23 protein-coding genes are annotated in these 24762 nt (G+C 36.4%); 15 read left to right on the top strand and 8 right to left on the bottom strand.

Annotated elements, in window-relative coordinates; translation table 11 throughout:
- Positions 1 to 19: 19 nt before the first annotated feature.
- Positions 20 to 2974 carry an FAD-binding oxidoreductase gene (locus EA412_03795; GenBank protein TVR81084.1) on the bottom strand — a complete coding sequence of 985 codons (2955 nt, stop codon included), beginning with the start codon at positions 2972 to 2974 and terminating at the stop codon, positions 20 to 22.
- A gap of 171 nt (positions 2975 to 3145) precedes the next feature.
- On the opposite strand from EA412_03795, the gene EA412_03790 reads away from it, so the two are divergent.
- Together EA412_03790 and EA412_03785 are read left to right on the top strand one after the other, a co-directional pair.
- Positions 3146 to 4507 carry an erythromycin esterase family protein gene (locus EA412_03790; protein TVR81083.1) on the top strand — a complete coding sequence of 454 codons (1362 nt, stop codon included), beginning with the start codon at positions 3146 to 3148 and terminating at the stop codon, positions 4505 to 4507.
- A gap of 41 nt (positions 4508 to 4548) precedes the next feature.
- Positions 4549 to 4920, top strand: coding sequence for a DUF2784 family protein (locus tag EA412_03785; GenBank protein ID TVR81082.1), 372 nt, complete (start codon positions 4549 to 4551; stop codon positions 4918 to 4920).
- Positions 4921 to 4969: 49 nt separating this feature from the next.
- Here EA412_03785 and lipA read toward each other — a convergent pair whose 3' ends face one another.
- Together lipA and EA412_03775 are read right to left on the bottom strand one after the other, a co-directional pair.
- Entirely contained in the window at positions 4970 to 5842 is an 873-nt protein-coding gene (gene lipA, locus EA412_03780) for a lipoyl synthase (GenBank protein ID TVR81098.1), read from the bottom strand.
- Positions 5843 to 5846: 4 nt separating this feature from the next.
- The gene (locus EA412_03775; GenBank protein TVR81081.1) at positions 5847 to 6629 is read right to left on the bottom strand and encodes a hypothetical protein; all 783 of its coding nucleotides are present in this window, start codon (positions 6627 to 6629) and stop codon (positions 5847 to 5849) included.
- A 129-nt stretch (positions 6630 to 6758) separates the two neighbouring features.
- On the opposite strand from EA412_03775, the gene EA412_03770 reads away from it, so the two are divergent.
- From EA412_03770 to EA412_03720, 11 genes are all read left to right on the top strand, one after another.
- Entirely contained in the window at positions 6759 to 7166 is a 408-nt protein-coding gene (locus EA412_03770) for an OsmC family peroxiredoxin (GenBank protein ID TVR81080.1), read from the top strand.
- 125 nt (positions 7167 to 7291) lie between these two features.
- On the top strand, positions 7292 to 9154 hold the full coding sequence (locus EA412_03765) for a LysM peptidoglycan-binding domain-containing protein (protein ID TVR81079.1): 1863 nt from the start codon (positions 7292 to 7294) through the stop codon (positions 9152 to 9154).
- Positions 9154 to 9699, top strand: a complete 546-nt coding sequence (gene hpt / locus EA412_03760; GenBank protein TVR81078.1) for a hypoxanthine phosphoribosyltransferase — start codon at positions 9154 to 9156, stop codon at positions 9697 to 9699. Before EA412_03765 ends, hpt begins: the two co-directional genes overlap by 1 nt.
- 78 nt (positions 9700 to 9777) lie before the next feature.
- Positions 9778 to 10449 (top strand): DNA alkylation repair protein, encoded by a 672-nt coding sequence (locus tag EA412_03755; GenBank protein ID TVR81097.1) that lies wholly within the window; start codon positions 9778 to 9780, stop codon positions 10447 to 10449.
- A gap of 4 nt (positions 10450 to 10453) precedes the next feature.
- Positions 10454 to 11401 (top strand): DUF3137 domain-containing protein, encoded by a 948-nt coding sequence (locus EA412_03750; protein ID TVR81077.1) that lies wholly within the window; start codon positions 10454 to 10456, stop codon positions 11399 to 11401.
- Positions 11402 to 11502: 101 nt separating this feature from the next.
- A complete protein-coding gene (locus EA412_03745) occupies positions 11503 to 13026 on the top strand; it encodes a Na+/H+ antiporter subunit D (GenBank protein TVR81076.1) in 1524 nt (507 codons plus the stop codon).
- On the top strand, positions 13027 to 13587 hold the full coding sequence (locus EA412_03740) for a hypothetical protein (protein ID TVR81075.1): 561 nt from the start codon (positions 13027 to 13029) through the stop codon (positions 13585 to 13587).
- A 3-nt stretch (positions 13588 to 13590) separates the two neighbouring features.
- Positions 13591 to 13875 (top strand): pesticidal protein Cry22Aa, encoded by a 285-nt coding sequence (locus EA412_03735; protein ID TVR81074.1) that lies wholly within the window; start codon positions 13591 to 13593, stop codon positions 13873 to 13875.
- Entirely contained in the window at positions 13859 to 14269 is a 411-nt protein-coding gene (locus EA412_03730; GenBank protein ID TVR81073.1) for a monovalent cation/H(+) antiporter subunit G, read from the top strand. Before EA412_03735 ends, EA412_03730 begins: the two co-directional genes overlap by 17 nt.
- Positions 14270 to 14290: 21 nt before the next feature.
- Positions 14291 to 14644 (top strand): DUF962 domain-containing protein, encoded by a 354-nt coding sequence (locus EA412_03725; GenBank protein ID TVR81072.1) that lies wholly within the window; start codon positions 14291 to 14293, stop codon positions 14642 to 14644.
- Positions 14645 to 14689: 45 nt separating this feature from the next.
- Positions 14690 to 16483, top strand: a complete 1794-nt coding sequence (locus EA412_03720) for a hypothetical protein (GenBank protein ID TVR81071.1) — start codon at positions 14690 to 14692, stop codon at positions 16481 to 16483.
- Positions 16484 to 16500: 17 nt separating this feature from the next.
- Here EA412_03720 and EA412_03715 read toward each other — a convergent pair whose 3' ends face one another.
- The 3 genes from EA412_03715 to EA412_03705 form a co-directional block, all read right to left on the bottom strand.
- Complete coding sequence (locus tag EA412_03715) at positions 16501 to 17271, bottom strand: DUF4412 domain-containing protein (GenBank protein ID TVR81070.1); 771 nt, start codon at positions 17269 to 17271, stop codon at positions 16501 to 16503.
- Between the two features lie 144 nt (positions 17272 to 17415).
- Complete coding sequence (locus EA412_03710) at positions 17416 to 18447, bottom strand: type IX secretion system membrane protein PorP/SprF (GenBank protein TVR81069.1); 1032 nt, start codon at positions 18445 to 18447, stop codon at positions 17416 to 17418.
- 9 nt (positions 18448 to 18456) lie between these two features.
- Positions 18457 to 18822, bottom strand: a complete 366-nt coding sequence (locus EA412_03705) for a gliding motility-associated C-terminal domain-containing protein (protein TVR81068.1) — start codon at positions 18820 to 18822, stop codon at positions 18457 to 18459.
- A gap of 184 nt (positions 18823 to 19006) precedes the next feature.
- Between EA412_03705 and EA412_03700 the strand changes: the two genes are divergently transcribed.
- Complete coding sequence (locus EA412_03700) at positions 19007 to 20596, top strand: OmpA family protein (protein TVR81067.1); 1590 nt, start codon at positions 19007 to 19009, stop codon at positions 20594 to 20596.
- 47 nt (positions 20597 to 20643) lie between these two features.
- Positions 20644 to 20970 (top strand): iron-sulfur cluster assembly accessory protein, encoded by a 327-nt coding sequence (locus tag EA412_03695; protein TVR81066.1) that lies wholly within the window; start codon positions 20644 to 20646, stop codon positions 20968 to 20970.
- Here the strand turns inward: EA412_03695 and EA412_03690 are convergent.
- Together EA412_03690 and EA412_03685 are read right to left on the bottom strand one after the other, a co-directional pair.
- Entirely contained in the window at positions 20938 to 22224 is a 1287-nt protein-coding gene (locus EA412_03690) for a hypothetical protein (GenBank protein TVR81065.1), read from the bottom strand. The genes EA412_03695 and EA412_03690 overlap by 33 nt on opposite strands.
- A 15-nt stretch (positions 22225 to 22239) precedes the next feature.
- Positions 22240 to 24762 (bottom strand): translation initiation factor IF-2 (locus EA412_03685; GenBank protein TVR81064.1); only part of this gene is annotated, 2523 nt, incomplete at its 5' end.

The raw sequence follows: 24762 nt of genomic DNA, 5'->3' as shown, positions 1-24762 counted from the left end.
TATCCAAATTGGTAAATCGCTAAAATTCCGGTTTTTCTTTCAATGCCTCAAACAAAACTTCAACCGGATGTAAGGCAACCCTTTCAGTAAAATCTCTAATCTGATGCCGGCAACTGGTACCTGATGCTAAAATAATGTCCTGTTCAGAGAGCTTTCTGATATAGGGCAGCAGTACTAATTCGGCAATTTTTTCAGAAAACTCATAGTGCTCTTTCTCATAACCAAAAGAACCGGCCATACCGCAGCAACCGGAAGGTATATTGAATAGATTCACTTCTAAAAGTGACTGAAAAAGGGTTGGAGTCAGCCCTTTTTGTGAAAGTGATTTCTCATGACAATGACCATGATAATGATAGGTAAAACCTTTTTGAGGTTTAAATAATTTTGAAAGATCTTTTTGTTCGATTAATAAGCCGGACAACCACTCCTCCACCGTGAATGTGTTTGCTTTTATTTTTTTTGCATCCTTTACCATAGATGCTTTAACCAATTTAGGGTATTCATCCCTAAAAGTAAAAATCGCCGATGGTTCAGTGCCTATCAATGGTGAGTTTTCAGAAATAAATTCACTAAAAACTTTAACATTTTTTTCAGCTAAGATGGCGGCTCTATCCAAAAACCCTTTGGATATATGAATTCGTCCACTTTCCTCATGCTCCGGAATAACTACTTCATAGCCTAAAGCCGATATTAAAAGAATCGCTTTTTGACCAATATTTGTATCATTGAATCGGGTAAATTCATCTGTAAAGAAGTAGACGGTTCCCTTTTTAGCTTTGGGAGCATATTTTGATTTATTTTTTTTCCACCATTTTACTAAGTCATTGCCGCTTAATTCAGGAAGTTTTCTCCCGGGGCTTATTCCAAGCATATTTTTAATCCCTTTTGAAAAAGGGCTGTTATTCATCATCCAGTTAGAAAGACCCGAGAAATGAGTAGCCGTTTTATTAATGCTGTTCAAAGAAGCAAAGAGCCGACTTCGGAAAGGGATGGGGTTTGTGAGATAATATTGGTGCAGAAATTCAGCTTTCATAGATGCCATATCAACATTTGAAGGACATTCTGAACTACAGCCTTTGCAAGATATGCACAAGTCCAGCACCTCCATTAAATCTTTTTCATCAAAGGGATTTTCTTTTTTACTTTTAGTTAAATATTGTCTGAGGGCGTTTGCTCTGGCTCTGGTTGTGTCTTTTTCATTCCGGGAGGCCATGTAACTTGGGCACATTGTGCCACCACTAAGCGCGAGTTTTCTACAGTCACCCGATCCATTACACTTTTCCACTGCCCTTAAAAAACCACCGGATTCTTCAAAGCTGAGTTTTGTATTAATTTCTTTAGTAGCTTCTCCGGATTCATAACGTAAATTTTCATCCATTTTTACGGGCCGGACTTTCTTTCCCGGATTAAAAATTCCCTTTGGATCCCAGGTATCTTTGACCGATTCAAATAGAGTGACAGCCTCTTTTCCCATAACGGTTTCAATAAATTCAGAACGCACTCTTCCATCGCCATGCTCACCACTTAATGAACCATTATATTTTTTTACCAATAAGGCAGAATCCCGGGCGATATCTCTGAATTTTTTTACATCAGACTTTTCTTTCAAATTTAAAATTGGTCTTAAGTGCAGCTCCCCGGCACCTGCATGGGCATAATAAACTGCTTTCTGTCCATACAAATGCATTAATTTTGAAAACTCTGCTATATATGCACTTAAATCTGTAGGGTCTACAGCAGTATCTTCAACCACTGCCACCGGTTTAGAATCCCCCTTGATATTTGATAAAACTCCAAGACCGGCAGCCCGTAATGTCCAGGCCTTATGTATATTTTCATTTTTTAAAACAGCATAGTGATAACCGATTTCATTTTCCGTTAATTCAGTAATTAACGCTCTTCCTGCTTCATCAACCAAATTGTCCGTTTCATCAGCAAACTCAATCAGTAAGATTGCTTCCGGATCACCTTTTATAAAAAAACGATTGGATTGCTGAGCTATATTTTCTTTTGTGCAATCCAGAATTATTTTGTCCATCAGCTCCACAGCTCTGGGCTTGTGACCTAAAATCATGATAACAGAATCCAGTGCTGACTGTATACTTTCAAAATGTACTCCAATTAAAACACTGCAAGGAGGAGGGAGGGGAGAAAGATTAACTTTAATTTCGGTTATAATTCCAAGAGTACCTTCTGTGCCGCATAAAAGTTTGCAAAAATTAAAGGGCTCTTTCCCTCCAAATGGAGCGGAATCCAGGAGTGTATCCAATGCATAGCCGGAGTTTCTTCTGTGAATACTTTTTTTAGGAAAAACTCTGCTTATAAGTTCTTTGGTGTTTTCATCAGTTAGAAGCTTGTGAATATGACGATATAGTTCTCCTTCAAAATCACTTTGATTACACTTTTCATTAAAGCTTTCTAAATCAATGTTTTTAAAACGATAAAGATTTCCATCTTGCAAAACCATCTCCAATTCTATCACATGGTCTCTCGTCGTTCCATAAACCAGTGAATAAGAACCACTGGAGTTATTTCCGGCCATTCCGCCTATCATAGCTCTATTGGCTGTACTGGTATTAGGGCCAAAAAATAAGTTTTTTTCCTTTAAAATGAAATTCAGTTCATCTCGAATTACTCCCGGCTGGACCCTTGCCCATCTATCGGTTTCATCTACCTCTAAAATCCCACACATATACCTGGAAACATCCAGGATAATTCCGGAGCCCACACATTGACCTGCTAAACTCGTTCCTCCACTTCTGGGGATAACAGGAGTATCATAGCTGCCGGCAAGTTTTACAATTTCCTGTATATCTTTTTTGTGTTTTGGGTATGCAACAATAAGTGGCAACTCTTTATAAACAGAAGCATCTGTTGCATAAATATTACGACTTAGTTCGTCGGTAAGGATATCTCCTTCTATATTATTTCTTAATGCTTCTGAAAGCGCTTTCATCCTTTCGCTTGGGTTCATTTAATCAATATATGCAAATCTAATCAATGACTTTATAATTTTTCCAAAGTTTTTTTATCTTAAATGAATTTATCTTATAAAGAAAATATTCAGCTTAAACTAAAGTTTTATAGCTTTGAGAATAAATCCTGAGCAAAAATGTTTAGTATTTTAAACCATTAAAATAAAATCATGAACAAAATTATTGTCAGCAAATCATTTCTATTAGGCCTTTTCTTAGTCTTTTTCTCCCAAACCGCCTTTAGCGGAGAGTTAAGTGTACAATCAGAAAACAAAGAATTAATAAAAGGAATTGAAGAAAGAAAAGTTTATTTTGAACGAACTCATGAGTTGAAAAAACTTATTGATGACATCGGAAAACGAGAACTGGTTTTATTAGGCGAAGCTTCTCATGGAACTTCCGAATTTTATTCCTGGCGGGCTGAAATTACCAAAGAGCTTGTAAAAAGCGGCAACTATGGGTTTATAGCTGTAGAAGGAGACTGGGCAAGCCTTTATGATGTGAATAATTATGTAAAACATAAATCCAACCGCGACGGAAATGCCCGTAATGTATTGAGAGAAATTGAGCGTTGGCCTTTGTGGATGTGGGCAAATAACGAAGTAGCCGATTTTGTTGAGTGGCTGAGAAACTATAATAAAGACAAAGAGCCCGCTGAAAGAATTGGCTTTTATGGTATGGATGCTTATGGCGAACAGCAATCTGCACGAGAAATCATTAGAGTAGTTAGAGCTCATAAGCCGGATATATCGCCGGAGGTGCAGGAGCGATTAAAATGTTTTATGGATTTTCGTGACAGAGTAGGGGATTATATTCGTCAGGTAGCTCAGGGTGGAGAATCCTGTGAAAGACCAATTAGTGAAGTTTACAGTATTGTCAAGAGTAATTTACAAGACCTTAAGAGAGGAAATCCTGAAAAATACTTTTATTTAATGCAAAATATTTATGTAGTAAAAGCTGCAGAAGCTCATTACAGACTCAATATAAGTGGTCAAGATGAGTCATGGAATGCCCGCGCTGTACATATGTTTGAAACAGTTCTGAGGCTCCAGGAAAAGTATAGTAATAATTCTGCCGGAATTGTATGGGCTCACAACACCCACATTGGAGATGCATCTGCCACAGATATGCGTTTGAATGGTCAGGTTAATATAGGGCATTTAAGTAAAGAAAAATACGGAATTAAAAAGGTATATGCCGTTGGGTTTTCTACCCACAGAGGTCGGGTTATGGCTGCTTCTGAATGGGAGGGGCAAAGAAGAGTTTTTGATGTTCCGGAAGGAATTTCAGGAAGCTTGGAAAATCTGTTAAATGGTATTTCTTCAAACAAGTCTTTTTACTTCATAATGGAAGAGGAATTGAGTGAAAACAACGATTGGCTAAACAGAATTGGCCACCGGGCTATTGGAGTTATTTATCATCCTGAAAGAGAACGGCTCGGAAATTATGTGCCATCTGTATTGCCTTTGCGATATAATGCAATGATATTTATACCTGAAACAGGCCCTGTGGTACCTTTACACAGAAGATAGTTTCAGATTGCTTTTTTAAGCACTTTTTAAATCAAAATGAAATGGAAGCCTACTATCCTGTATTGGATTATTTTTTCCTGATTTTTCATTTTATTTTAATCCTGTTTAATTTATTTGCCTGGATATGGAAACCTCTGCGTAAAGCTCATCTTATCGTCCTGGGCTTAACCTTTGCTTCATGGTTTATTTTGGGAATCTGGTATGGTTGGGGCTATTGTCCGCTTACTGACTGGCACTGGACCATACTCCGGGAAATGGGTGAAGTAGGCCTGCCGGGTTCTTATGTAACTTATTTAATTGATCGCTTAATTGGAATTAGGCTATCAGATACTTTAACAGAGGTTTTGACAATCGGACTGGCATTCATAGCATTGATTATATCCATTAAAGTAAACTTCTTTCATTCTAAATAAAAATGCCGGATTAAATTAACCCGGCATTTTTTTATTTTTATTTTGTCTTCTATAAATGCCTTTCAGCATGGTAGGAAGATCTGACCAAAGGACCGCTTTCTACAAAATCAAAGCCTTTTTGTAAACCAATTTCCTTGTATTTTGCAAATGTCTCCGGAGTTATATATTCTGCAACATTCAGGTGCATCTTTGTGGGTTGCAAATACTGACCAATTGTTAACACATCGCAACCATGTTCCAGTAAATCGTCCATCAGTTTGTAAACTTCTTCTTCTTTTTCACCCAATCCAAGCATAAATCCTGACTTTGTTCGACAACCACCATCCTTCAGCCTTTTGATAACATTCAAGCTTCTTTGATATTTGGCCTGAGGCCTTACCAGTCTGTATAGTCTTTCTGCCGTTTCCATATTGTGAGAAACTACTTCCGGCATCACTTCTATCATCATGTCAATACTGGGTTCATAACCTTTAAAGTCAGGGATAAGAGTTTCTATAGTCGTGCCCGGACTTAAAAGCCTTATTTGCCGAACCGTTTCGGCCCAAATTGGAGCACCTCCATGCTTAATATTATCAACATTTATAGATGTTAATACGCAGTGCTTTACTTCCATTAGTTTAACTGCTTCCGCTACTCTTCTTGGCTCATCATAATCAAGTTCTCTTGGTCTGCCTGTAGCAACTGCACAAAAAGAGCATGAGCGCGTACAAACATTACCCAATATCATGAATGTTGCAGTACCTGCTCCCCAGCACTCTCCCATATTAGGACAGTTTCCGCTTTCACAAATTGTATGAAGTTTATATTCGTCTACCAGTTTGCGAACATGCTTATAATTTTCGCCTGTAGGTAATTTTACACGTAACCAATTCGGCTTTTGTCTTCTTTCTTCTTTTTTATTTACTACCGGTAATTCTATCATTATATTAATTAGTTCTCTTTCCAAATTTTAATTGTAAATAACCTCCTAAAAAGTAAGGTTTATTATCCTCAGTAATCATGATTGGAATGTTTTTATAGAAAACATCCAAATTAACACCCAGTTCTAGGGCTGTAATAAACTCATCCATCGCAGCCCAGTCAAAGTGTAAACCAACTCTTCCAAAAACTCCGGGAACCGGCTCTATCTCATTCAGGCCATATCGAAAAGGGCTTGCTCCACTTATTGAAAACCAATCCAGATACTTTGCTGCATTTTCATCGGTGTACCTTTCCGGCCTTATTTCAAATCGGTTTTGTGTGTCTCTATTTTGGTAAACCAAATTAAGATAATAAGGCTTTAAGATACCTAAGCTAAGCCCTCCCATATAAGTGTAAGAAACCCTTACCCCACTCTTATTGGCACGATCTCCCAACATTCTTTTAAAGCCGTAACCTACCCGAAAGGTGTAAAAGTTATTTTGTTTACCATAGAAAAAATCTCTTTTGTTTTCAAAAAAAGAACCGGTAAAAGTAAGCTCTGCGGGTTGTTTTCTTTCTTTAGCATGCTTCAATTGAGCAAACTCGAAAGACCATATTCTTGTAGAATTTATCGTTTGTATTTTTCCCGTTTCGTAAAATACAGACCAGCCATTTGTAGAAATAGATGCTCCTCCGCTTCTTTCGTTATTATACAAAATCTCGGTTGGATTACCCCGGCTTTGGCTTAATGCAAAAAAAGGGATAATTAAAAAAAATATAGCCGAACAAAAACCTTTTTTTAAAAACATATTGGCTGAATTACATTAAACAACGGAAGAGAAATGAAAATTGTTTCAATATTCAAAAATAAGAAATAAACTTAAAAAGTTTTTGCTCTGCTTATACTTAATTTAAAGTCTTATTTTTACCGAAAAAAAATGTTAATATCAAGGGTTACTTATACAAAAAACCTTCGTTGCGAATCTTTGCACCTGAAAAGTGGTTCCAAAATCCTGACTGATGCACCTACGGACAACAAAGGGAAGGGTGAAGCTTTCTCTCCAACAGACTTAGCCGCTACTTCGCTGGCTAACTGTATGATCACAATCATGGGTATTTTAATTCAGGAAAAGGATTTAGCCGTCTCAGAAATTAAAGCAGATGTTCATAAACATATGGCTGCTGAGCCAAGACGAATTTCTAAGATTGAAGTATTTTTGAACATAAAAGGGGAAAATTTATCGGAAAAAGATAAAAAAATGCTGGAAAATGCTGCTAAAAACTGTCCCGTTGCTTTATCTCTGCATCCGGAAGCGATTCAGGCTGTAAAATTTAGCTTTTCCTAAAATCTTACTTAGTCAATTTTACAAATCGTATACTATTTAGGGCATAGAGTAAGTTGTTGGTGATAATAAATCAATACGGTTAGAGTTATTTTTAATACTTTTGAACATTAAAATGTTTACTAAACATGAGAAAGGTTTTACAAGTTTTTATTTTCGGATTTATTTTATTCAACACCGGGTATACAAATGCTCAGGTGGAGCTGCGTCGTATTTCAATGGAGCAGTATATTGAAACATACAGCCCTTTGGCAGTAAAAGAAATGGAAAGAACCGGAATTCCGGCCAGTATAAAAATGGCTCAAGCTATTTTAGAATCCGGTTTTGGTAACAGCCAGCTTGCAACAACAGCAAACAATCATTTTGGAATAAAGTGCCATGTTGGGTGGACCGGTCCATCTGTCAGAATGGATGATGACGAAGCAAATGAATGTTTCCGAAAATACAGAAGAGTAGAAGATTCTTTTAAAGACCATAGTGAGTTTTTAACCACTCGACCACGCTATTCTTTTCTGTTTGATTTAAGTCCAAAAGATTATAAAAACTGGGCCAGAGGTCTTCAAAGAGCCGGTTACGCAACCAACCCCAATTATGCAAATTTGTTAATCCGTCTTATAGAAGAAAGAAATTTGCACCTGCTAGATAGTGAAGGAACCACCAGATTACAGGCATCGGAAACGGATCGCTCTAAAACTATAGAGGATTATGCAGACCAAATATTCACCTTCAATAATATTAAAACTGTAGTTGCGCAAGCCGGGGAAACCTATTTTGATATTGCAATGGCTCATGGGGTAAGGCTTAACAGGCTTTTGAGATATAATGATTTAAGTTCTGATGATGAGTACTCTTTAAATGCAGGAGAAAGGGTTTATCTGCAACCTAAAAGAAGAAGAGGCAATGACCGCTTTCATATAGTCAAAGATAATGAAGACATGTGGAGCATTTCTCAAAAGCAAGGTATTCGTTTAAACCGCTTGTTAAGGAGAAATAGAATGGACGAAGGGGATGAGGCCGCAACGGGCGAACGATTGGTTTTAAGAGGAAGAAGACATGAAACACCTAAACTAAGAACAGAAGAAGAGGTTAAACAAATACAGCTTACTGCTGAAAAGGCCGAAGAAAAAATTAAGGATAAACCTTTGGCAAGAGAAGAGAGAAGACCTGAAATATTTATTAGTATTACTGAACCGGATCAAACAGATAAAAGAGAGGTTATTTCCTCTTCGGTGAACGAAGAAAGAGTGGAAGCTGCCGCTCCTGAAACCACTGTTGAAGATACGGAAAGCCATATTGAAGAAGAGCTTGAAGAGGTTACCATGTCCGATGAAAACCTGGAAGATTTGGTTGAAAGCCAGCCCGGTCCGAGAATTCCTCAGGATGAAACGCAATCAAGTGCTACGTCGGATGAGCAAAAGGAAACTGTTTATCACGTTGTGGCTGCCGGAGAAACGCTTTTTGCCATTTCAAGAAAGTATGATGTTCCCGTTAATGAATTACAAGCACTAAATCGATTAGATGGTGCCTCGATTAGCCCGGGAGACAGATTAGTTATTTCTAAAAAGGCTGAATCCGCTGCTGAGCCTCAAACTCAAACGCAACATCAAACACAGCAAAGCAGACCGGCAACAGAAACGACTACCGTCACTGAAAAAATTACGCATACCGTGACGGCAGGCGAAACACTTTTTGCTATTTCAAGAAAGTATAATGTCAGTGTTGAAAACCTGAATAAATGGAACAACTTGTCAAATAATGCTCTTTCCGTAGGGCAGCGTTTAGTAGTTGGTCATAAAGAAGTTACTTCAGAAAGAACTGCAACGCCTACTCAAACAAATCAGGATACAAATAAATATCATACCGTTGAGCGCGGCGAAACCCTGTTTTCTATATCTCGAAAATATAATGTAACCGTAAACCAAATCAGGCAATGGAATAACCTTCAGTCTGACAACCTCAGCGTTGGAAAACAAATCAGGATAAAAGAATAATGAGTAATGAAAAACTGTCCATACAAGTAAAAGATAAAGAATTTATTCCTTACTTATCTGAAGAAACTATATTAGCAAGAGTTAAAAATATTGCAGTGCAACTTTCTGAAGACTTTAAGGATAAAAATCCGGTTTTCATTGCTGTTTTAAATGGCTCTTTTATGTTTGCCGCGGACCTGATGAAGCAGTTGCATATTAACTCTGAAATCACTTTTGTAAAATTAGCCTCATACATAGGCACACAATCCAGTGGTAAGGTTTTGACACTACTTGGTCTGGATACAAACGTAAAAGACAGGCACGTAATTATTATAGAAGATATTATAGACACAGGCTTTACTCTTAAAAAGTTTTTACCGGTTATTAAAGCAAATGAACCGAAAAGTATCTCAATTTGCAGCCTTTTGATTAAACCAGAGTCTTTACAAGTGGATATAAAAGCGGACTATATCGGTTTTGAAATTCCAAATCGTTTCGTAGTAGGTTACGGATTGGATTATGATGGTTATGGAAGAAATCTGAAATCTATTTACCAACTAAAATGATTTTTTTTGCAGGATGATTTTTTTTCCTGCTTAAGGTTTTTCTTAATACTAAAATAGTTACTTCTAATAGATATGCTCATGCACTACTATGCAAATACATTAGCAGCCTTTTATGAAAAACACCGGCATCCTATTCAGGCAGAAAGTATGTCTAAATACATGAGAAACCATTTTGATTTTTTTGGAATCAGACACCCCGATAGAAGAAAGCTTGACAGAGCTTTTATCAAACAACACGGACTTCCTGAATTAGATGACACAGAACAGGTTATCGAATCACTATTCGAATTGCCCCAGCGTGAATGTCACTATTTTGCTATGGAAATTATGAAAAAAATGGAAAAGAATTGGACTGAAAACAGTTTAAGATCTATAGAGTTTATGATTACAAACCGCTCATGGTGGGACACTGTTGATTACCTGAGTAGCAATTTAAGCGGATCTTTTTTTAAAAAATTTCCTGCACTGATAACAGAAAAAACCGGAAATTGGAATAAAAGTAATAACATCTGGTTGCAAAGAAGCAGCATACTTTTTCAACTAAAGTATAAGGAATCCACAAACACTGAGCTGCTTGAAAAATATATTTTGAGGCATCAGCATTCCAAAGAGTTTTTTATTCGAAAAGCAATTGGTTGGGTTTTAAGAGAATATGCCAAAACAAACCCTACATGGGTTGTTCAATTTTGTGAAAAAGTTGAACTTAGTAACTTAAGTCGAAAAGAAGCCTTAAAACATTTAAAAAGTTAAGTGTATGAAAAATATTCAGGAGTTCGAAAATTTCTATGAACAGGATTTAAAAGCTGATCTGGAAAAACTGGAAGCTAAAAGAAAAAAAATATTCAGCCGGGGGTTACGCATTTTTTTAAGCATTATAGGACTTATTTTATTGGTTTTGGTTTTGGGCTATGCTGAGGCTATTGTCATTTTCGGGATTATATTTATAGGGATAATTGCAATGGCGATAGCAACCGTTCCGATATTCAATAAACTGAAAAAAAGCTTTAAAAATGATATAGTAAGAAAGCTTATTCACTTTATTGACAGCACTCTTCAATATGACCCGGCTAGAAGCATCCCTAAAAACGACTTTATTAACAGTAAACTTTTTAGCACCTATCCGAATAAATATAAGGGAGATGATTTAGTCTGGGGCAAAATAGACAAAACGGCAATTCGGTTCTCGGAAGTGTTTGCTCAGCAAAAACGAACTGACAGTAAGGGTCGCACTACTTATTCCACTATTTTTAAAGGCTTGTTTTTAATTGCGGATTTTAATAAAAATTTTGAGGGAGAAACTTTTGTTATGCCCAATAGCTCAATGGGTATTTTTTCGGGACTGAGTCGATTATCACAATCTATTTCCAGACCATCTTCGGTAAAAATGGAGGATGTTGAGTTCAATAAAGCTTTTAATGTATATGCTTCCGTAAGAACAGAAGCTTTCTACCTGCTAACTCCTTCCATGATGCAGTATATTAAAGACTTTCGGGAACAAAATCCCAGGAGGCCTTTTAGCATTTCTTTTACAAATGCAAGTATTAATATCGCCATCAGCATGAGCAAAGATTTGTTTGAACCATCCCTTTTCAGCTCACTGGTTAACATTGACCATATCAAGGAATATTATGAGGATTTATATCTGGCAATATCTGTTGTAGAGGAGTTTAATCTGAATACCCGGATATGGACAAAAGTCTAAGTATTTAAAAATAAATTTAAGTTTTAGCTGATTTTACGGAATAATCAAAAAGTTTGGTAATAATTTAAGAAATTTGCACCACTCGAACAAAGAGTTTGCTAATGGATTATATAGTTTTATTAACAACATTATTCCTGCCCTTATTAACAGCTATCAGTTGTTTAATTTTTTGGGGCAAGCCCAATGTTCAGAATTACATTTCAACAGTCGGAAGTATACTTACTTTTGCTTCTGCAATTCTTCTGTTTCATCAGGTCACTATCCATGATTATGTAGTAGTAGGCTTGGGGGGGTGGCAGTTTCCCTTTGGAATTCTCTTTGCCGCAGATTACTTCAGTGTAATTTTAATCCTTACCTCGACGCTCTTAAGCGCCTGTGCGGTTATGTATGCATCTTCCGCTATGGATGAAAACCGGAAAAGCTACGGATTTTTTGCTTTGTGGCACTTTCTCATATTTGGTATCATTGGAGCATTTTTAACTACAGACATTTTTAACCTTTATGTATGGTTTGAAATCATGCTGATTTCTTCTTTTGTCTTATTGGCTTTGGGTGGAAAAAGAGACCAGCTGGAAGGAGCCATTAAGTATGTAACCTTAAACTTTATAGCTTCTGCTATTTTTTTGGCAGGAGTTGGAACCATATACAGCATCACCGGAAGTTTAAATTTTGCAGATTTACACCAAAAGGCTATAAATATAGATGCTCCGGGAAGGCTTTCATTAGCCGGAGTTTTCTTTTTTGTGTCCTTTGGAATTAAAGCTGCGGTCTTCCCTCTGTTCTTTTGGCTTCCTGCATCCTATCACACCCCGCCGATAGCAATTTCAGCAATTTTTGCAGGTTTATTAACAAAAGTAGGCATCTATGCGATGGTTAGAGTATTTACTCTGATTTTTACGCATGACCCGATTTTTACGAAAACAATCATTTTGACCATAAGTGGCTTAACTATGGTTGTCGGGGTACTGGGAGCCGCAGTACAGTTTGAATTCAGGCGTTTACTATCCTTTCATATAATTAGTCAGATTGGGTACATGCTCATGGGTTTAGCCATTTTTACCCCTTTGGCTTTTACGGGGGTTGTTTTTTTTATTGTTCACAACATTTTGGTAAAGTCTTCACTTTTTTTAGTTGCCGGGATAGTTTATAAATACAATAATACCTATGACTTAAAAAAGCTGGGTGGCTTTTATTTAAAAAACCCATGGCTGTCCATCGTCTTTTTTATATTGGCTATGTCATTAGCCGGATTACCGCCTTTTTCAGGGTTTTGGGGAAAGTTTATTCTGGTTAAGGCCGGACTTGAAGCTGAACAATACTTTATAATTGCTGTATCTTTAGGTGTATCTTTGTTTACCCTTTATTCCATGACAAAAATATGGAATGAAGTCTTCTGGAAGAAGTTGCCTGTATTTAAGAACAAAATAGATGAAACAGAAGAACCGTTAGTCACTATGCCTGTAAACGGATTGACTAAAATGTGGGTACCGCTGATTATTTTAACTGTTGTTGTTTTATTTATCGGACTATATGCTGAACCATTGTATCAGGTATCTGCAAAAGCAGCTGAACAAATTTCGAATCCGGCTATTTATTTTGAAAATGTAACTAAACCTGCAAACTAAATGCAATTACTGATATTAAATATAATTCTGGCGCTAAACTTAACTTATTTTGTAGGTGAAAGCGCTCCCTGGGATTTGACAAAACCTTTGGTTTTTTTAATTGTATTTTTTTTCAGTTTTTTAGCGATTTATCTGCCTGCATATTTCTACAGTCCCCGTTATTTCTATAAAATACCTGTTTTTTTAAGGTTTTTGGTCGTTATTCTAAAACAAGTAATTATTTCAAATATCCGGGTTGCCAAAGATGTAATTAACGTTACGGATATAAAAACCCGTCCTGCACTAATGCGATTAGATTTAGATTTCGAAAAAGAAAGAGATATAGTAGCTCTTGGCATTCTAATTACTTTTACTCCGGGAACCCTATGCCTGATTGTAAGAGAAAACTTTTTACCGGATGCAGAAAAAATAGATACAGAAACCAAATACTCTATGTATATTCATGAAATGTATTTCAGAAAAAAACGCTCTGAAGTTAACTCTGTTGAAGATGTTTTAAATGATGCAAGAGAGGAAATCAATGAAAATTTTGTAGATAAACTAAAAGAACTATCCGATTAGAATATGACCTATTTTGAAATCATACTTGTTATTTTCATGTTGCTAATGGCGATTACCTCTATTTTTGTAATAATACGACTCATTAGAGGTCCTCATCTTGCAGACAGAGTAACTGCATTTGATGTTCTAACTTGTATGGTAATCGGCTTTTTAGGTGTCTTCTCAATGGTTTCAAATAATAAAGCTTATATAGATGTAGTTTTAATTTTGTCTTTGGTTGTCTTTATCGGTGCCATAGCTTTCTCATTTTATATCAACAAAGGATCCGGAGATGATAGTAGTCGCTGAAATTTTAATTCTTTTACTGGTACTAATCGGTGTTGGCTTTATTTCTATTGCCGGACTTGGAATTCTTACTATGCCGGATACTTATACACGCATGTCTGTTGTGACTAAAGCCGTTACTATGGGTGTTGGGGCGATTATGACAGCAGTGGTGATACATTTTAATGATACCATTATCATGCTAAAAGTCTTCGGACTGATACTCTTTCTTTTATTCTCGCTTTCCGTCGCTGCTCATGTTATTGGATTAACTGCATATAGAGATGGGGCAAAACTCTGGAATCAAACATTCCATGATGATTTCGATAACGACATGAAAAAAATAAAATCAATAGAAAGAGATAAAGAAAAAGAAATAGAGAGACAGAAGGAAATAGAAAAAGAGAAAAATAAATAAGTTTTTTGTAAATTAGTGTTGATGGGTGAAGAAAAAAAATATAAAAGTTTTTGGGAATTCTACCCCTATTACCTTACGGAACATTCAGATTCTGTTTGCAGGGAACTTCATTTTACAGGCACTTTGCTGTTTTTTGTGCTTTTGTTTTCTGCATTTATTTTTTCCAATTACTGGCTTTTGATATTACTGCCTTTTGTAGGTTACGGCTTTGCCTGGGTCGGTCACTTTTTCTTTGAAAAAAATAAACCTGCAACTTTTACTTATCCACTTTACAGCCTGGGATCCGACTTTGTTATGTTTTGGCATACTCTTAACGGACAAATAGATGAAGAATTAAAAAAAGCCGATAAAAAAATTAATAATAAAGCATCATAACAAGCTGTTTCTCGTTATGTTGTTCGCATCCTAAATCATGGGCAATTGTATAAATTATTTTTTTTTATTTTTTTTCTACTGTTTTTCTGCTCCGCTTCATTTACGAAAGCAAATGATAGAGTTTACCTGAAGATTCTTAATGAAGAAGGTCATTCAGTAAGCCCTGATGATTTAAATTTAGAAAAGTCTTACCAACATATTAACTTACTGAAGCAAGCGCTAAGCAGGAGCTTATCCGACTTTTACGGTGATGGTTATCTTACCGCTACCTTTGATGATTTTACGGTTGAAGATGATACGGCAAGTGTGGTTTTTATATCCGGAGAAACCTTCAAATGGATTAAGTTATCCTTTGATGAAACAGATCCTTTTCTGATGAGTAATCTAAGAATACGGGAGCATCAGTTTGAAGATAATGTATTCAATCCGGCCCGTTTTCAACGACTGATTGACAGAATACTTCGTTTTAGTGAACAAAACGGATATCCTTTTGCAAAAGTAAAACTCGATAGTGTAGAAATAGAAAATAATTCCATTTCTGCACAGCTGATTTATGAAAAAAACAATCTCATTTTATACGATACCATAGAACTACTGGGCGAACCCAGAATACACAAAAACTATTTGAGCAACTACCTAAATATCAAAGAGGGCAGAGTTTATGACGAAAGAGCTGTTAAACAAGTAGGCCGAAGGTTACGGGATCTGCCTTTTATCGAAATAATAAGTGAGCCGGTTGTTTTTTTTACTAATGAAAAAGCGCGACTTGTATTGCAGTTAAGAAACAGAAATGCCAGTAGGTTTAATTTTCTGGTTGGTGTTTTACCGAATAACGAAATCACCGGCAGGGCGGTAATCACCGGAGAAGCAAACCTGGAGCTGATGAATCCTTTTGGAAGGGGAAGCCGGTTATACCTTGACTGGCAACGTTTGCAGGCTCGCACACAAAATCTCGAAGTTCATTTTCAATATCCATATTTGCTGGGACTTCCTTTCGGTATAGATGTTGAATTTGAGTTGTACAAAAGAGATACTTTATACCTTGATTTGCATCGGGAACTCGGAATTCAGTATTTAATGGGTGGGAATAACTATTTAGAGGCTTTTGTAAGGAATAGCTCAACCAATATTCTAAGTGTTGATACACAGCAAATACTGCAAAGCAGGAGTTTGCCTTCCCGGCTTGACAGAAGTGAAAATATTTATGGTTTAAAACTTAACTATGAGGCTCTTGATTATCGGTTTAATCCGACCAGAGGGTGGGCTTCTTTTTTAGAAGGTGCAATAGGACTTAGAAATATTGTCAGAAATAATACCATAGTAAATATTAATGATCCGGAAAACCCGGGGGAAAACTTTGAATTTTTATACAGTGACAAAGAAGATGCTACCATTAACTATCGCATAAAGTATCATCTAAGAAGGTTTTGGAACCCGGCACACAGATTTGTAATAAAAACCGGTATGAGGGGAGGAGTAATCTTTTCCAATGACGACCTGCTGGAAAACGAGCTTTTTATAATCGGAGGAAACAGAATACTCAGAGGCTTTGATGAAGCTTCGATTTTTACTTCAAACTACCATTTGTTTACACTTGAACTTAGATATATTCTTGAGACGAATTCCTATGCTTACCTCTTTGCAGACGGCGCTTTTTTAGAAAACCCCTTACGGGAAGACCCTTTTAAAAGAGATTACCCCTTTGGTTTCGGTGCCGGACTAACCTTTGAAACGGCAGCCGGTATATTCGGAGTAAGTTACGCTCTCGGTCGCCAACTTGAGAATCCGATTGAATTCAGAAATGGCAAAATTCACTTTGGATACCGAAATTATTTCTAAAAAGTGATTAACCACTTTTATCTACCCTGAAACATTTGTTCAAAGAACCTCTTGCTGGTTTCCTCATCCATCTCAGACATTTGTTGTAACATTCTGCCGATATCCATCACCATATAACCTCTTGGTGTACTTAATTTATCTTCAGCAACTTCCTCTCTCTTAACAGAATTGTTAATGTCTAAAACAGTATTGTCTTTTTTTCCAATTACTCTGGCTTGTTTCATAAAACCATCATCCAAACCCTGAAAGTTTGCAAGTGCCGGCATTGAATTTATAAAGGGTGCAAGTGCTTCCTGAGGAAACCTCATTTCAGAAGTGACCCATGCTTCCATTTTATACTCATCACTTTCACCAATATGCTTTACACAATTGACACCATCTATGATCTTTCTTTCGTTGGTTTTGCGCCATTTAAAATCCTCTTCGTCTCCCGGCATATCATAATCCGCCATTGAAACTAACTGATCCTGCATCATATTCCACATAGAAAAGCTGGCCTTTAACGCCATTTTCTGACCATCCTGATCTGTCAGTATCATGATTTCATCTTTTGCTGTATTCCAAATCACAGATGCTGCAACAACACCTTGTTCATTTTTCATTTCGAGTTTACCGCGAGTGTCTTTTAAATAAAAGGTCAAATCATGAAGACTTTTCGGTGTTTTATCATCCGAATGTTTAATATTCATATTAAAAACTCCTTCAAAACCATAGGCCTGAGAAGGTTGGGCAAACTGAAATAAAGTAAATACTGTACTTATTATTATTAAGCGGAAAAGATTTCTCATATGAGTATTTTTAGGGTTTTACATTATGTATTTAACGAAATTAAGGTTTTCCTGCAATTTTTTTAGCAGTAAGGGGAAAACTTAATGGACAAACGCAGATTCGGTTTTAAAAATTACCTTGCTTCAAAAAAAACTAAATTTTAACTACCATTTAGGGCATGGCACCTGTCTGATTCCGGAACGGCGCGTATTTATCCCAAAATCTTCGAGATTTGCTGTATAGGAAAGTGAAATTTCGGGACCTCCCTGCATATTACTAGCCGTTGAAAGCTCTGAAATATTTATATCATAACTAATACCGAGCTTAGCATTTCTATAATAGAAACCCATATAAGGTATTACAGCATCTTCATGTCTGTAAGCGCTTCCCGGAGCAAGTATAAAATTTTGAATATGAATTTGAAAAATTAGCATCCCTAAAATTTGACTGTACATATCTTGTTGTCTGTACATGAAAAAAGGAATTATATCAAAATTTTCTGTAGGGCTGATTTCGAATCCTAAAAGTCCGTTAAAACCGAATTGCCTTTCACTGATTTCCTTTCCTTCAAAATCCGAATAAAAAGATTCAGTTGGATTATTAAACCTGAACACAGACCCTCCGATATTAAAAGCAAATTGATCATTTTGAATAACCTGCCTTAGGTTAATCCCGGCATTATACTCTAAATAAGAAATATTGGTAAACCCCTGTGGCGGTTCCAGTGACTGAATCCCCGGATCAAAGCCATTACCTGTTGATTGTGTGCTAAATGTCAAATCACTGAAGTTAACACTCCGCTGAGTATTTCCTGCCTGAAAACCCAGACTTATTAAAGTATTGTCGGAAGCACTAAAGTGAAGCCCTAAGCTAGCTCCAACCTTTGTTGTATTTAAAAGTCCTCCTCCTCCCTGATCTGTTAATACATACAAGCCAATCCCCGACCAAAAGAAACGATTGCCTCTTTGAGCACCAATTATTCTAAGGTCTGTAGCTGCCCCAAATGTTCTAAAACCCGATATGCTTTGCCATTGGTCACGGTAAATTAACCCAACCCTTACTTCTCCATCGTAAAGACCCGTAAAGGCAGGATTCGTAAAAACGGGTGTATTTATTGCCTGACTAAAGTGTAAGTCCTGCGAACGTAAACTAAAAAACAAAAAGGAAAAAAATAGAACAGAAAATACCTTTTTCATAAAAACAAATTAACGTAAAAGAAGTACAGAACCTTTTTGTAAGAAATTTCCATGGCCGGCTTTTCTACCTTCTATGTAATAAATATATGTGTCAAGTGCCACGGGATTTCCGCTCATATCATTGCCATCCCAACCCTGATCTATATCAGAAGAACGGAATATAAGTTTCCCCCATCGGTCATAAATATGGATTTGAAACATTTCAATTTGTTCAGCCTCCCAAACCCAAACATCATTGATATTATCCCCATTTGGAGAAAAAGCATTTGGTAATTTCACAAAATTATTATCCTGAGCATAAACGTTCTCTGTAATAATTCCAGAAATAAATATGTAGAATACACAGGTTATCAGTAAAAAATATAATTTTTTCATCCTTCAATAATAATAATAATTTTCTTAACAAACAACAAGTCTGTTGTTTGTTCGTGAATGAAATGAAACTACTGAGTACTTATTTTTTGTCAATGATAAACTTTTTAAAAGCGGCAGATTTTCCTAAATAGCTTTTTATATGTTTGTATGTTGTATTTTTGTAAGGATTAAATTTTAATAGAGCATGTGTTTTTTTGATTGTAAAAAAATATATTTCGGGGTTTTTCTTTTCTTTTTTGTTTTACAGCATATAGTTCATGCTGATGAAAAGCCGGAAGAGTCAATATATGGAATCGAGAATCTGGGACAAAACATTAACTCTCAATATGATGAGTTGGCTCCTGTCATTTCCCCCGATGGAAGAACTTTATATTTTGTTCGTTCAAACCATCCCGATAGTAAATTTAGTCCGGATGGAAGCCCGGATCCCGAACAGTGGAGTCAGGATATTTGGGTAAGCCGAATGGATGAAAATGGGGAATGGTCAAAAGCTGAGAGAAAAGATGCTCCTTTTAACAAAGCGCGTTATAATAGTGTAATCAGCGTTACCCCGGATGGAAATACTTTATTGATTAACGGTGCTTATGAAAGAGGAAATTATACCGGAAGAGGTTTTTCTTTTGTTAGAAAAACTAGTAGTGGCTGGTCAGAGCCTAAACAGGTTTTTATAAGAAACTTCCAAAGAATGAACCGGGGGATTTTTCAAGGTGCTTTTTTAAGTAATGACAACAGAGTATTGCTCATAGACTTCAGCGAAAGAAGAAATGGCGTAAAAAACAATCTGTACGTAAGTTTTTTAGAATCGGAAGAAGGAATTTGGTCTGAACCCATAGCTTTAGGGGGTAAAGTGAACACAAACTATAATGAAACTGCTCCTTTTTTAGCTTCTGATGGCGTTACACTTTATTTTGCCAGTGACAGACCTGAAGGTTTAGGCTCGAGTGATATCTACAGAACCCGCAGATTAGACGATACCTGGCAAAAGTGGTCTGAACCTGTGAATTTAGGTCCGCCGATTAACACTCCTGAATGGGATGGATACTATTCAATAGATGCAAAAGGTGAATATGCTTATATGGTTTCTTATCAGGATTCTTATGGCGGAGGTGATATAGTGCGTGTGAAGCTGACTAAGGAACATCAGCCGGATCCGGTAGTTGTTTTTTCGGGCAGGGTAATAAACGCCAAAACCGGAGAACCATTAGAGGCAAGAATTTCATATGAAACTTTACCGGAAGGTACAGAAAGCGGTATAGCGAGCAGCAGCCCGGGAAGCGGTCGATTTCAAATAGTACTTCCATATGGTAAAAATTATGGTATACTGGCAGAAGTGCCGGGCTTTTTATCTGTATCAGATAACTTAGATTTGACAGAAGTGGACTCTTACCGTGAATTAGAAAGAGATTTGATGATGGTGCCTATAGAAGTTGGACAAATCGTTAGACTAAATAACATCTTTTTTGATTTTGCAAAAGCATCACTCAGAAGTGAATCTTTTCCTGAGCTAAATAGAATTATCCGGTTTTTAAGCGAAAACCCAAAAGTTATTATCAAAATATCCGGACATACCGATAATGTAGGTTCAGATTCGTTTAATCTCAAGCTTTCTGAAGACAGAGCCGCAGCCGTTAAAAACTATCTAAGAGAAAACGGTATACCTCTGGGCAGAATAGAAAGCAAAGGTTACGGTAAAAATAAGCCTGTGGCTACAAATGATACTGAGGAAGGAAGACAAATGAACAGAAGAGTTGAGTTTACCATACTAAATAAATAATTTGAACCATTTGAATACGTTCTTGGTTTATTAAAAAAATATCATTCATGCTATTTGTATCAGAAAAAGCGAAAACTAAAATAGAAGAGATTAAGAAAAAAGAGAAAATGGGATCCGAACATTTTGTTAGAGTCGAAGTGGTTAGTGGTGGATGCAGTGGTTTTTCTTACGATATGAAGTTCGATAATAATTTAAAGGCAGACGATCAGGTCTTCGAAAATAATGGCATTAAATTAGTTACAGACTTGAAAAGCTTCTTATATATATGTAACACCACACTGGACTTTTCTGATGGAATTGAAGGAAAAGGTTTTTACTTCAATAATCCGAACGCTTCCCGCTCATGTGCCTGTGGTGAAAGTTTCGCTGTTTAATTCAGCCTTTTCAATTTCCTCTTCCTGAAATAATTTATAAATAAACATCGCCAAGAAAAAGGCGATAAATAAGACCCCGGCTTGTGTTTCAAAAATAGACTCTGTAAGCATTACAGCTGTTAATGTTAATGTCCATATTAAAAAATAGTACGCCTTTCTCTTAAAGGCATATTTTACGTTTTTGATAATTAACCAAAAGAGAATTATTATTGCCGACAGTCCGATAGCTAAGCCGGACTGAAGAAACTGATTGTGTGTATTTAAACTTCTTGACGCCAAATCCTCCCTGTTTTTTTCCAAATATCTTTCATTCATCATATCACCCATATCACCTATCCCGATACCTAAAAAAGGATGTGAAGAAATAATATGAACAGCAGCAGACCATGAAGTTTTTCTATTGCTTAAAGACCGGGCATCTGAAATATCTTCTTCACCTATTAATACATTTGTTGCCTCACTAAGTCGATCAAATGTTGTCGGAGCTGAAAAAACTGCAACTAAAACAATTACAAATAAAATGACTAGGCCGGTATTTGCAACTGTTTTACTAAAAAGTACATTACAAATTTTGTAAAAAAAGTAAATAAACAAAGGAACACCTATTAATATAGCTACTCTGGAAGATAGTAGAATGATAAAAACTAAAAAGAGAAATAATAAAGCCAAAGAGATAACAGCTCTTTTTCTGTTAACCCCTGCTTTATAAATACTATAGTAAATGAAAAGTGCCGCCGTGATGATGTAGAATGAAAAATATGTGGGGTGTAAGCTAAGAGGGGCTGAAAGTGCTGAATATTGAAACTGCCTTATTGTAGAGTCCTCATTGTAAAAATATATTACTGCTGTGAAAAGAAAACAATACACAATTGCTGTAAAGTTAGATATTACAAAAGCAGATTTTACTTTTTTAAATTTAAAATCCGGTTTTATTGAAAAATATAGTGGAAAAATTAGAAAGGGCAGATATAATACAATTTTGTCTATACCATAGCTTATATTTCGAGACCATAAAAGACTTATAATAAAAAGAGTTACTAAAAGTATCTGTGGCATACACCTTTTAATATAACTCTTCGATAAGTCCTGATGCTGAATAAATATCTTGTAAGGAAGTAATACTAACAGTAGGGCAATCAAGTAAGATGATACCGGAAAAGAACCTAAGAGTTGATGGAATGGTAAAACAGCAGCAAATATAATAGGAAAACTGTCAATATATCTATTTGAATACCTGCTAAATATTTTTTTCAAAAGCAAATTTATTGATTACAGCTTTCTTTTCACCTCTTTTTCTTCAAAGGCTTCCAGTACGTCACCAACTTTGATATCGTTATAGTCTTTAATACTCAGTCCACACTCCTGACCGCTAAAGACTTCTTTTACATCATCTTTAAAGCGCTTCAAGGCAAGCATTTCTCCACTGTAAATAACAATACCATCTCTAATTAAACGAAGCTTGTTACCTCTGTAAATTTTACCGTCTGATACAACACAACCTGCAACGGTTCCAACTTTAGTGATTTTGAATACCTCCTTGACATCTGCAGTACCTTTGATACTTTCCTCAATTTTCGGTTCCAACATACCTTCCATGGCAGTTTTCACTTCATCTATTGCATCATAAATTACTGAATAGAGCCTAAGGTCTAAGTTTTCTTTTTCTGCAAGCTTTCTTGCTTCTACCGAAGGTCTTACCTGAAAACCAATAATTACAGCATCAGAAGCTGTTGCAAGCAACACATCACTTTCAGTTATGGCACCAACAGCTTTATGAACGATGTTAACTTGAATTTCGGTAGTTGAAAGTTTCAATAGAGCATCTGCCAGTGCTTCAATAGAACCATCCACATCGCCTTTTATAATAACATTCAATTCTTTAAACGTACCTAAAGCTAATCTTCTTCCAATTTCATCAAGGGTAATATGCTTTTTCGTTCTAAGTCCCTGTTCACGTTCAATCTGAATGCGTTTTTGAGCTATGCCTTTTGCTTCCTGATCAGATTCAACAACTTTTATAATTTCTCCTGCCTGAGGAGCTCCGTTTAGTCCTAAAATTTGGATTGGGGTTGATGGTCCGATATTTTTTCTCTTTTCCCCCCTCTCATTAAACATAGCTTTAATCTTACCATAATAAGGTCCGCAAACGATATTATCTCCTATATTAAGCTGACCTTCCTGTGCTAAAATAGTGGCTGTATAACCACGTCCTTTGTCAAGAGTTGCTTCTATAACTATACCCTTTCCTTTCTTGTTAGGGTTGGCTTTTAAGTCAAGCATTTCCGCTTCAAGGAGGATTTTTTCCAATAAAATATCAATGTTTAATCCGTTTTTAGCAGAAATTTCCTGTGATTGATATTTTCCTCCCCAATCTTCAACCAATAAATTCATGGCTGACAGTTGCTCTCTAATCTTGTCGGGAGCTGCGTTGGGTTTATCAATTTTATTTATTGCAAATATCATAGGAACTCCGGCTGCCTGAGCATGACTGATAGCTTCCTTGGTTTGAGGCATCACACTATCATCCGCAGCTATCAAAATAACAGCGATGTCAGTTGCCTTGGCACCTCTTGCACGCATTGCCGTAAAGGCTTCGTGGCCGGGTGTATCCAAAAATACTACTTTCTTACCTGATTGTGTATAAACTTCATAAGCACCGATATGCTGAGTAATACCACCTGCTTCACCTGCAACAACGTTTTCTTTTCTCACAAAATCCAGTAAAGATGTTTTACCATGATCAACGTGACCCATAATTGTTACAATTGGAGCTCTCTCTTCAAGATCTTTAGGATCATCCTCTTCTTCTACAACAACTTCTTGTTTTTCAGTAACATCAATAAATTTGACATCGAATCCAAACTCATCAGCTACCAGCTCTATCACCTCCGCATCCAAACGTTGGTTGATAGAAACAATGATTCCCATATCCAGACAAGTCTTTATTACTTCGCCTACATTCGCATCCATAATGCTTGCAAGCTCACTTACCGATATAAACTCAGTAACTTCTAATTTTTTTATTGTTGTTTCTTCCTGAGATTCATCCTCAACTTTAGACTCTCTTTTTTGCTTCCTAAGTTTACTACGTGAAGTTTTGCCTTTTCCGCCTCCGGTAATTTTGGCTATAGTATCTTTTATTTTTTGTTCAATTTCTTTTTCAGAAACCTGTGGTTGCGCATCATCTTTTGAACCTCTTTTTGGTGCCCTTTTATCATCTCTGGAAAATCTTCCCGAAGCGCCCGTTCCACTTGCCGGCTTTTTAGATGGATCTGTTGGTTTTACCGGACGAGATAATCTCTTTCTCTTTCTTTTTCTTTTCTGAATGTCGTCTTCTTTACTACTATCCGTTTTCTGGGTTTCTGATTTTTTTGGTTTTTCAAAACCTTTAAGATCAACCGTACGAATAAGCTTTGGGCCGGTTAAGGTAACTCTCTGAGTTTCATGCTTATCTATAACTTCTTTTTCCCTTTCTTTAGGAGCATCTTTTTTAGATTCTTCTTTATCTTTTGCTTCCTTTTCAGGATCTTTTACTTTCTTCTCTTCTTGCTTCGCACTCTCTTCTTTCTTAGCAGCAACTTCCTTTGCTTTATCTTCATCAGAGGTTTTCTTATCTGCTGCTTCTTTTCTGGCTTTTTCTCCTCTTTCTTTCTTTTCTTTTTCTTTAGCTTCCAAATCTACTGTTCCAACGACCTTGAGCTTAAGTTCGTTGCCTCTTCCCGATTTTTTTTCTTCTTCCTTTTTGACTTCTTTTTCTTCTTCCGGTTTTTTATCTGCTTTTACTTCTTCTTT

The sequence above is a fragment of the Chitinophagaceae bacterium genome, from assembly GCA_007695095.1.
GTDB lineage: Bacteria > Bacteroidota > Bacteroidia > Chitinophagales > REEL01 > REEL01.
The sequence above is the reverse complement of the archived record's forward strand: the minus strand, read 5'-3'. Positions and strand labels throughout refer to the sequence as shown.

Excerpts from the sequence above, each read along its gene's own strand:
- EA412_03745 (TVR81076.1), top strand. The coding sequence starts at position 11,503 with ATGGATTATATAGTTTTATTAACAACATTATTCCTGCCCTTATTAACA.
- EA412_03790 (TVR81083.1), top strand. The coding sequence starts at position 3,146 with ATGAACAAAATTATTGTCAGCAAATCATTTCTATTAGGCCTTTTCTTA.
- EA412_03770 (TVR81080.1), top strand. The coding sequence starts at position 6,759 with ATGTTAATATCAAGGGTTACTTATACAAAAAACCTTCGTTGCGAATCT.
- lipA (TVR81098.1), bottom strand. The coding sequence starts at position 5,842 with ATGATAGAATTACCGGTAGTAAATAAAAAAGAAGAAAGAAGACAAAAG.
- hpt (TVR81078.1), top strand. The coding sequence starts at position 9,154 with ATGAGTAATGAAAAACTGTCCATACAAGTAAAAGATAAAGAATTTATT.
- EA412_03700 (TVR81067.1), top strand. The coding sequence starts at position 19,007 with ATGTGTTTTTTTGATTGTAAAAAAATATATTTCGGGGTTTTTCTTTTC.
- EA412_03710 (TVR81069.1), bottom strand. The coding sequence starts at position 18,447 with ATGAAAAAGGTATTTTCTGTTCTATTTTTTTCCTTTTTGTTTTTTAGT.
- EA412_03775 (TVR81081.1), bottom strand. The coding sequence starts at position 6,629 with ATGTTTTTAAAAAAAGGTTTTTGTTCGGCTATATTTTTTTTAATTATC.
- EA412_03735 (TVR81074.1), top strand. The coding sequence starts at position 13,591 with ATGACCTATTTTGAAATCATACTTGTTATTTTCATGTTGCTAATGGCG.
- EA412_03785 (TVR81082.1), top strand. The coding sequence starts at position 4,549 with ATGGAAGCCTACTATCCTGTATTGGATTATTTTTTCCTGATTTTTCAT.
- EA412_03715 (TVR81070.1), bottom strand. The coding sequence starts at position 17,271 with ATGAGAAATCTTTTCCGCTTAATAATAATAAGTACAGTATTTACTTTA.
- EA412_03750 (TVR81077.1), top strand. The coding sequence starts at position 10,454 with ATGAAAAATATTCAGGAGTTCGAAAATTTCTATGAACAGGATTTAAAA.
- EA412_03755 (TVR81097.1), top strand. The coding sequence starts at position 9,778 with ATGCACTACTATGCAAATACATTAGCAGCCTTTTATGAAAAACACCGG.
- EA412_03730 (TVR81073.1), top strand. The coding sequence starts at position 13,859 with ATGATAGTAGTCGCTGAAATTTTAATTCTTTTACTGGTACTAATCGGT.
- EA412_03795 (TVR81084.1), bottom strand. The coding sequence starts at position 2,974 with ATGAACCCAAGCGAAAGGATGAAAGCGCTTTCAGAAGCATTAAGAAAT.
- EA412_03705 (TVR81068.1), bottom strand. The coding sequence starts at position 18,822 with ATGAAAAAATTATATTTTTTACTGATAACCTGTGTATTCTACATATTT.
- EA412_03740 (TVR81075.1), top strand. The coding sequence starts at position 13,027 with ATGCAATTACTGATATTAAATATAATTCTGGCGCTAAACTTAACTTAT.
- EA412_03725 (TVR81072.1), top strand. The coding sequence starts at position 14,291 with ATGGGTGAAGAAAAAAAATATAAAAGTTTTTGGGAATTCTACCCCTAT.
- EA412_03765 (TVR81079.1), top strand. The coding sequence starts at position 7,292 with ATGAGAAAGGTTTTACAAGTTTTTATTTTCGGATTTATTTTATTCAAC.
- EA412_03695 (TVR81066.1), top strand. The coding sequence starts at position 20,644 with ATGCTATTTGTATCAGAAAAAGCGAAAACTAAAATAGAAGAGATTAAG.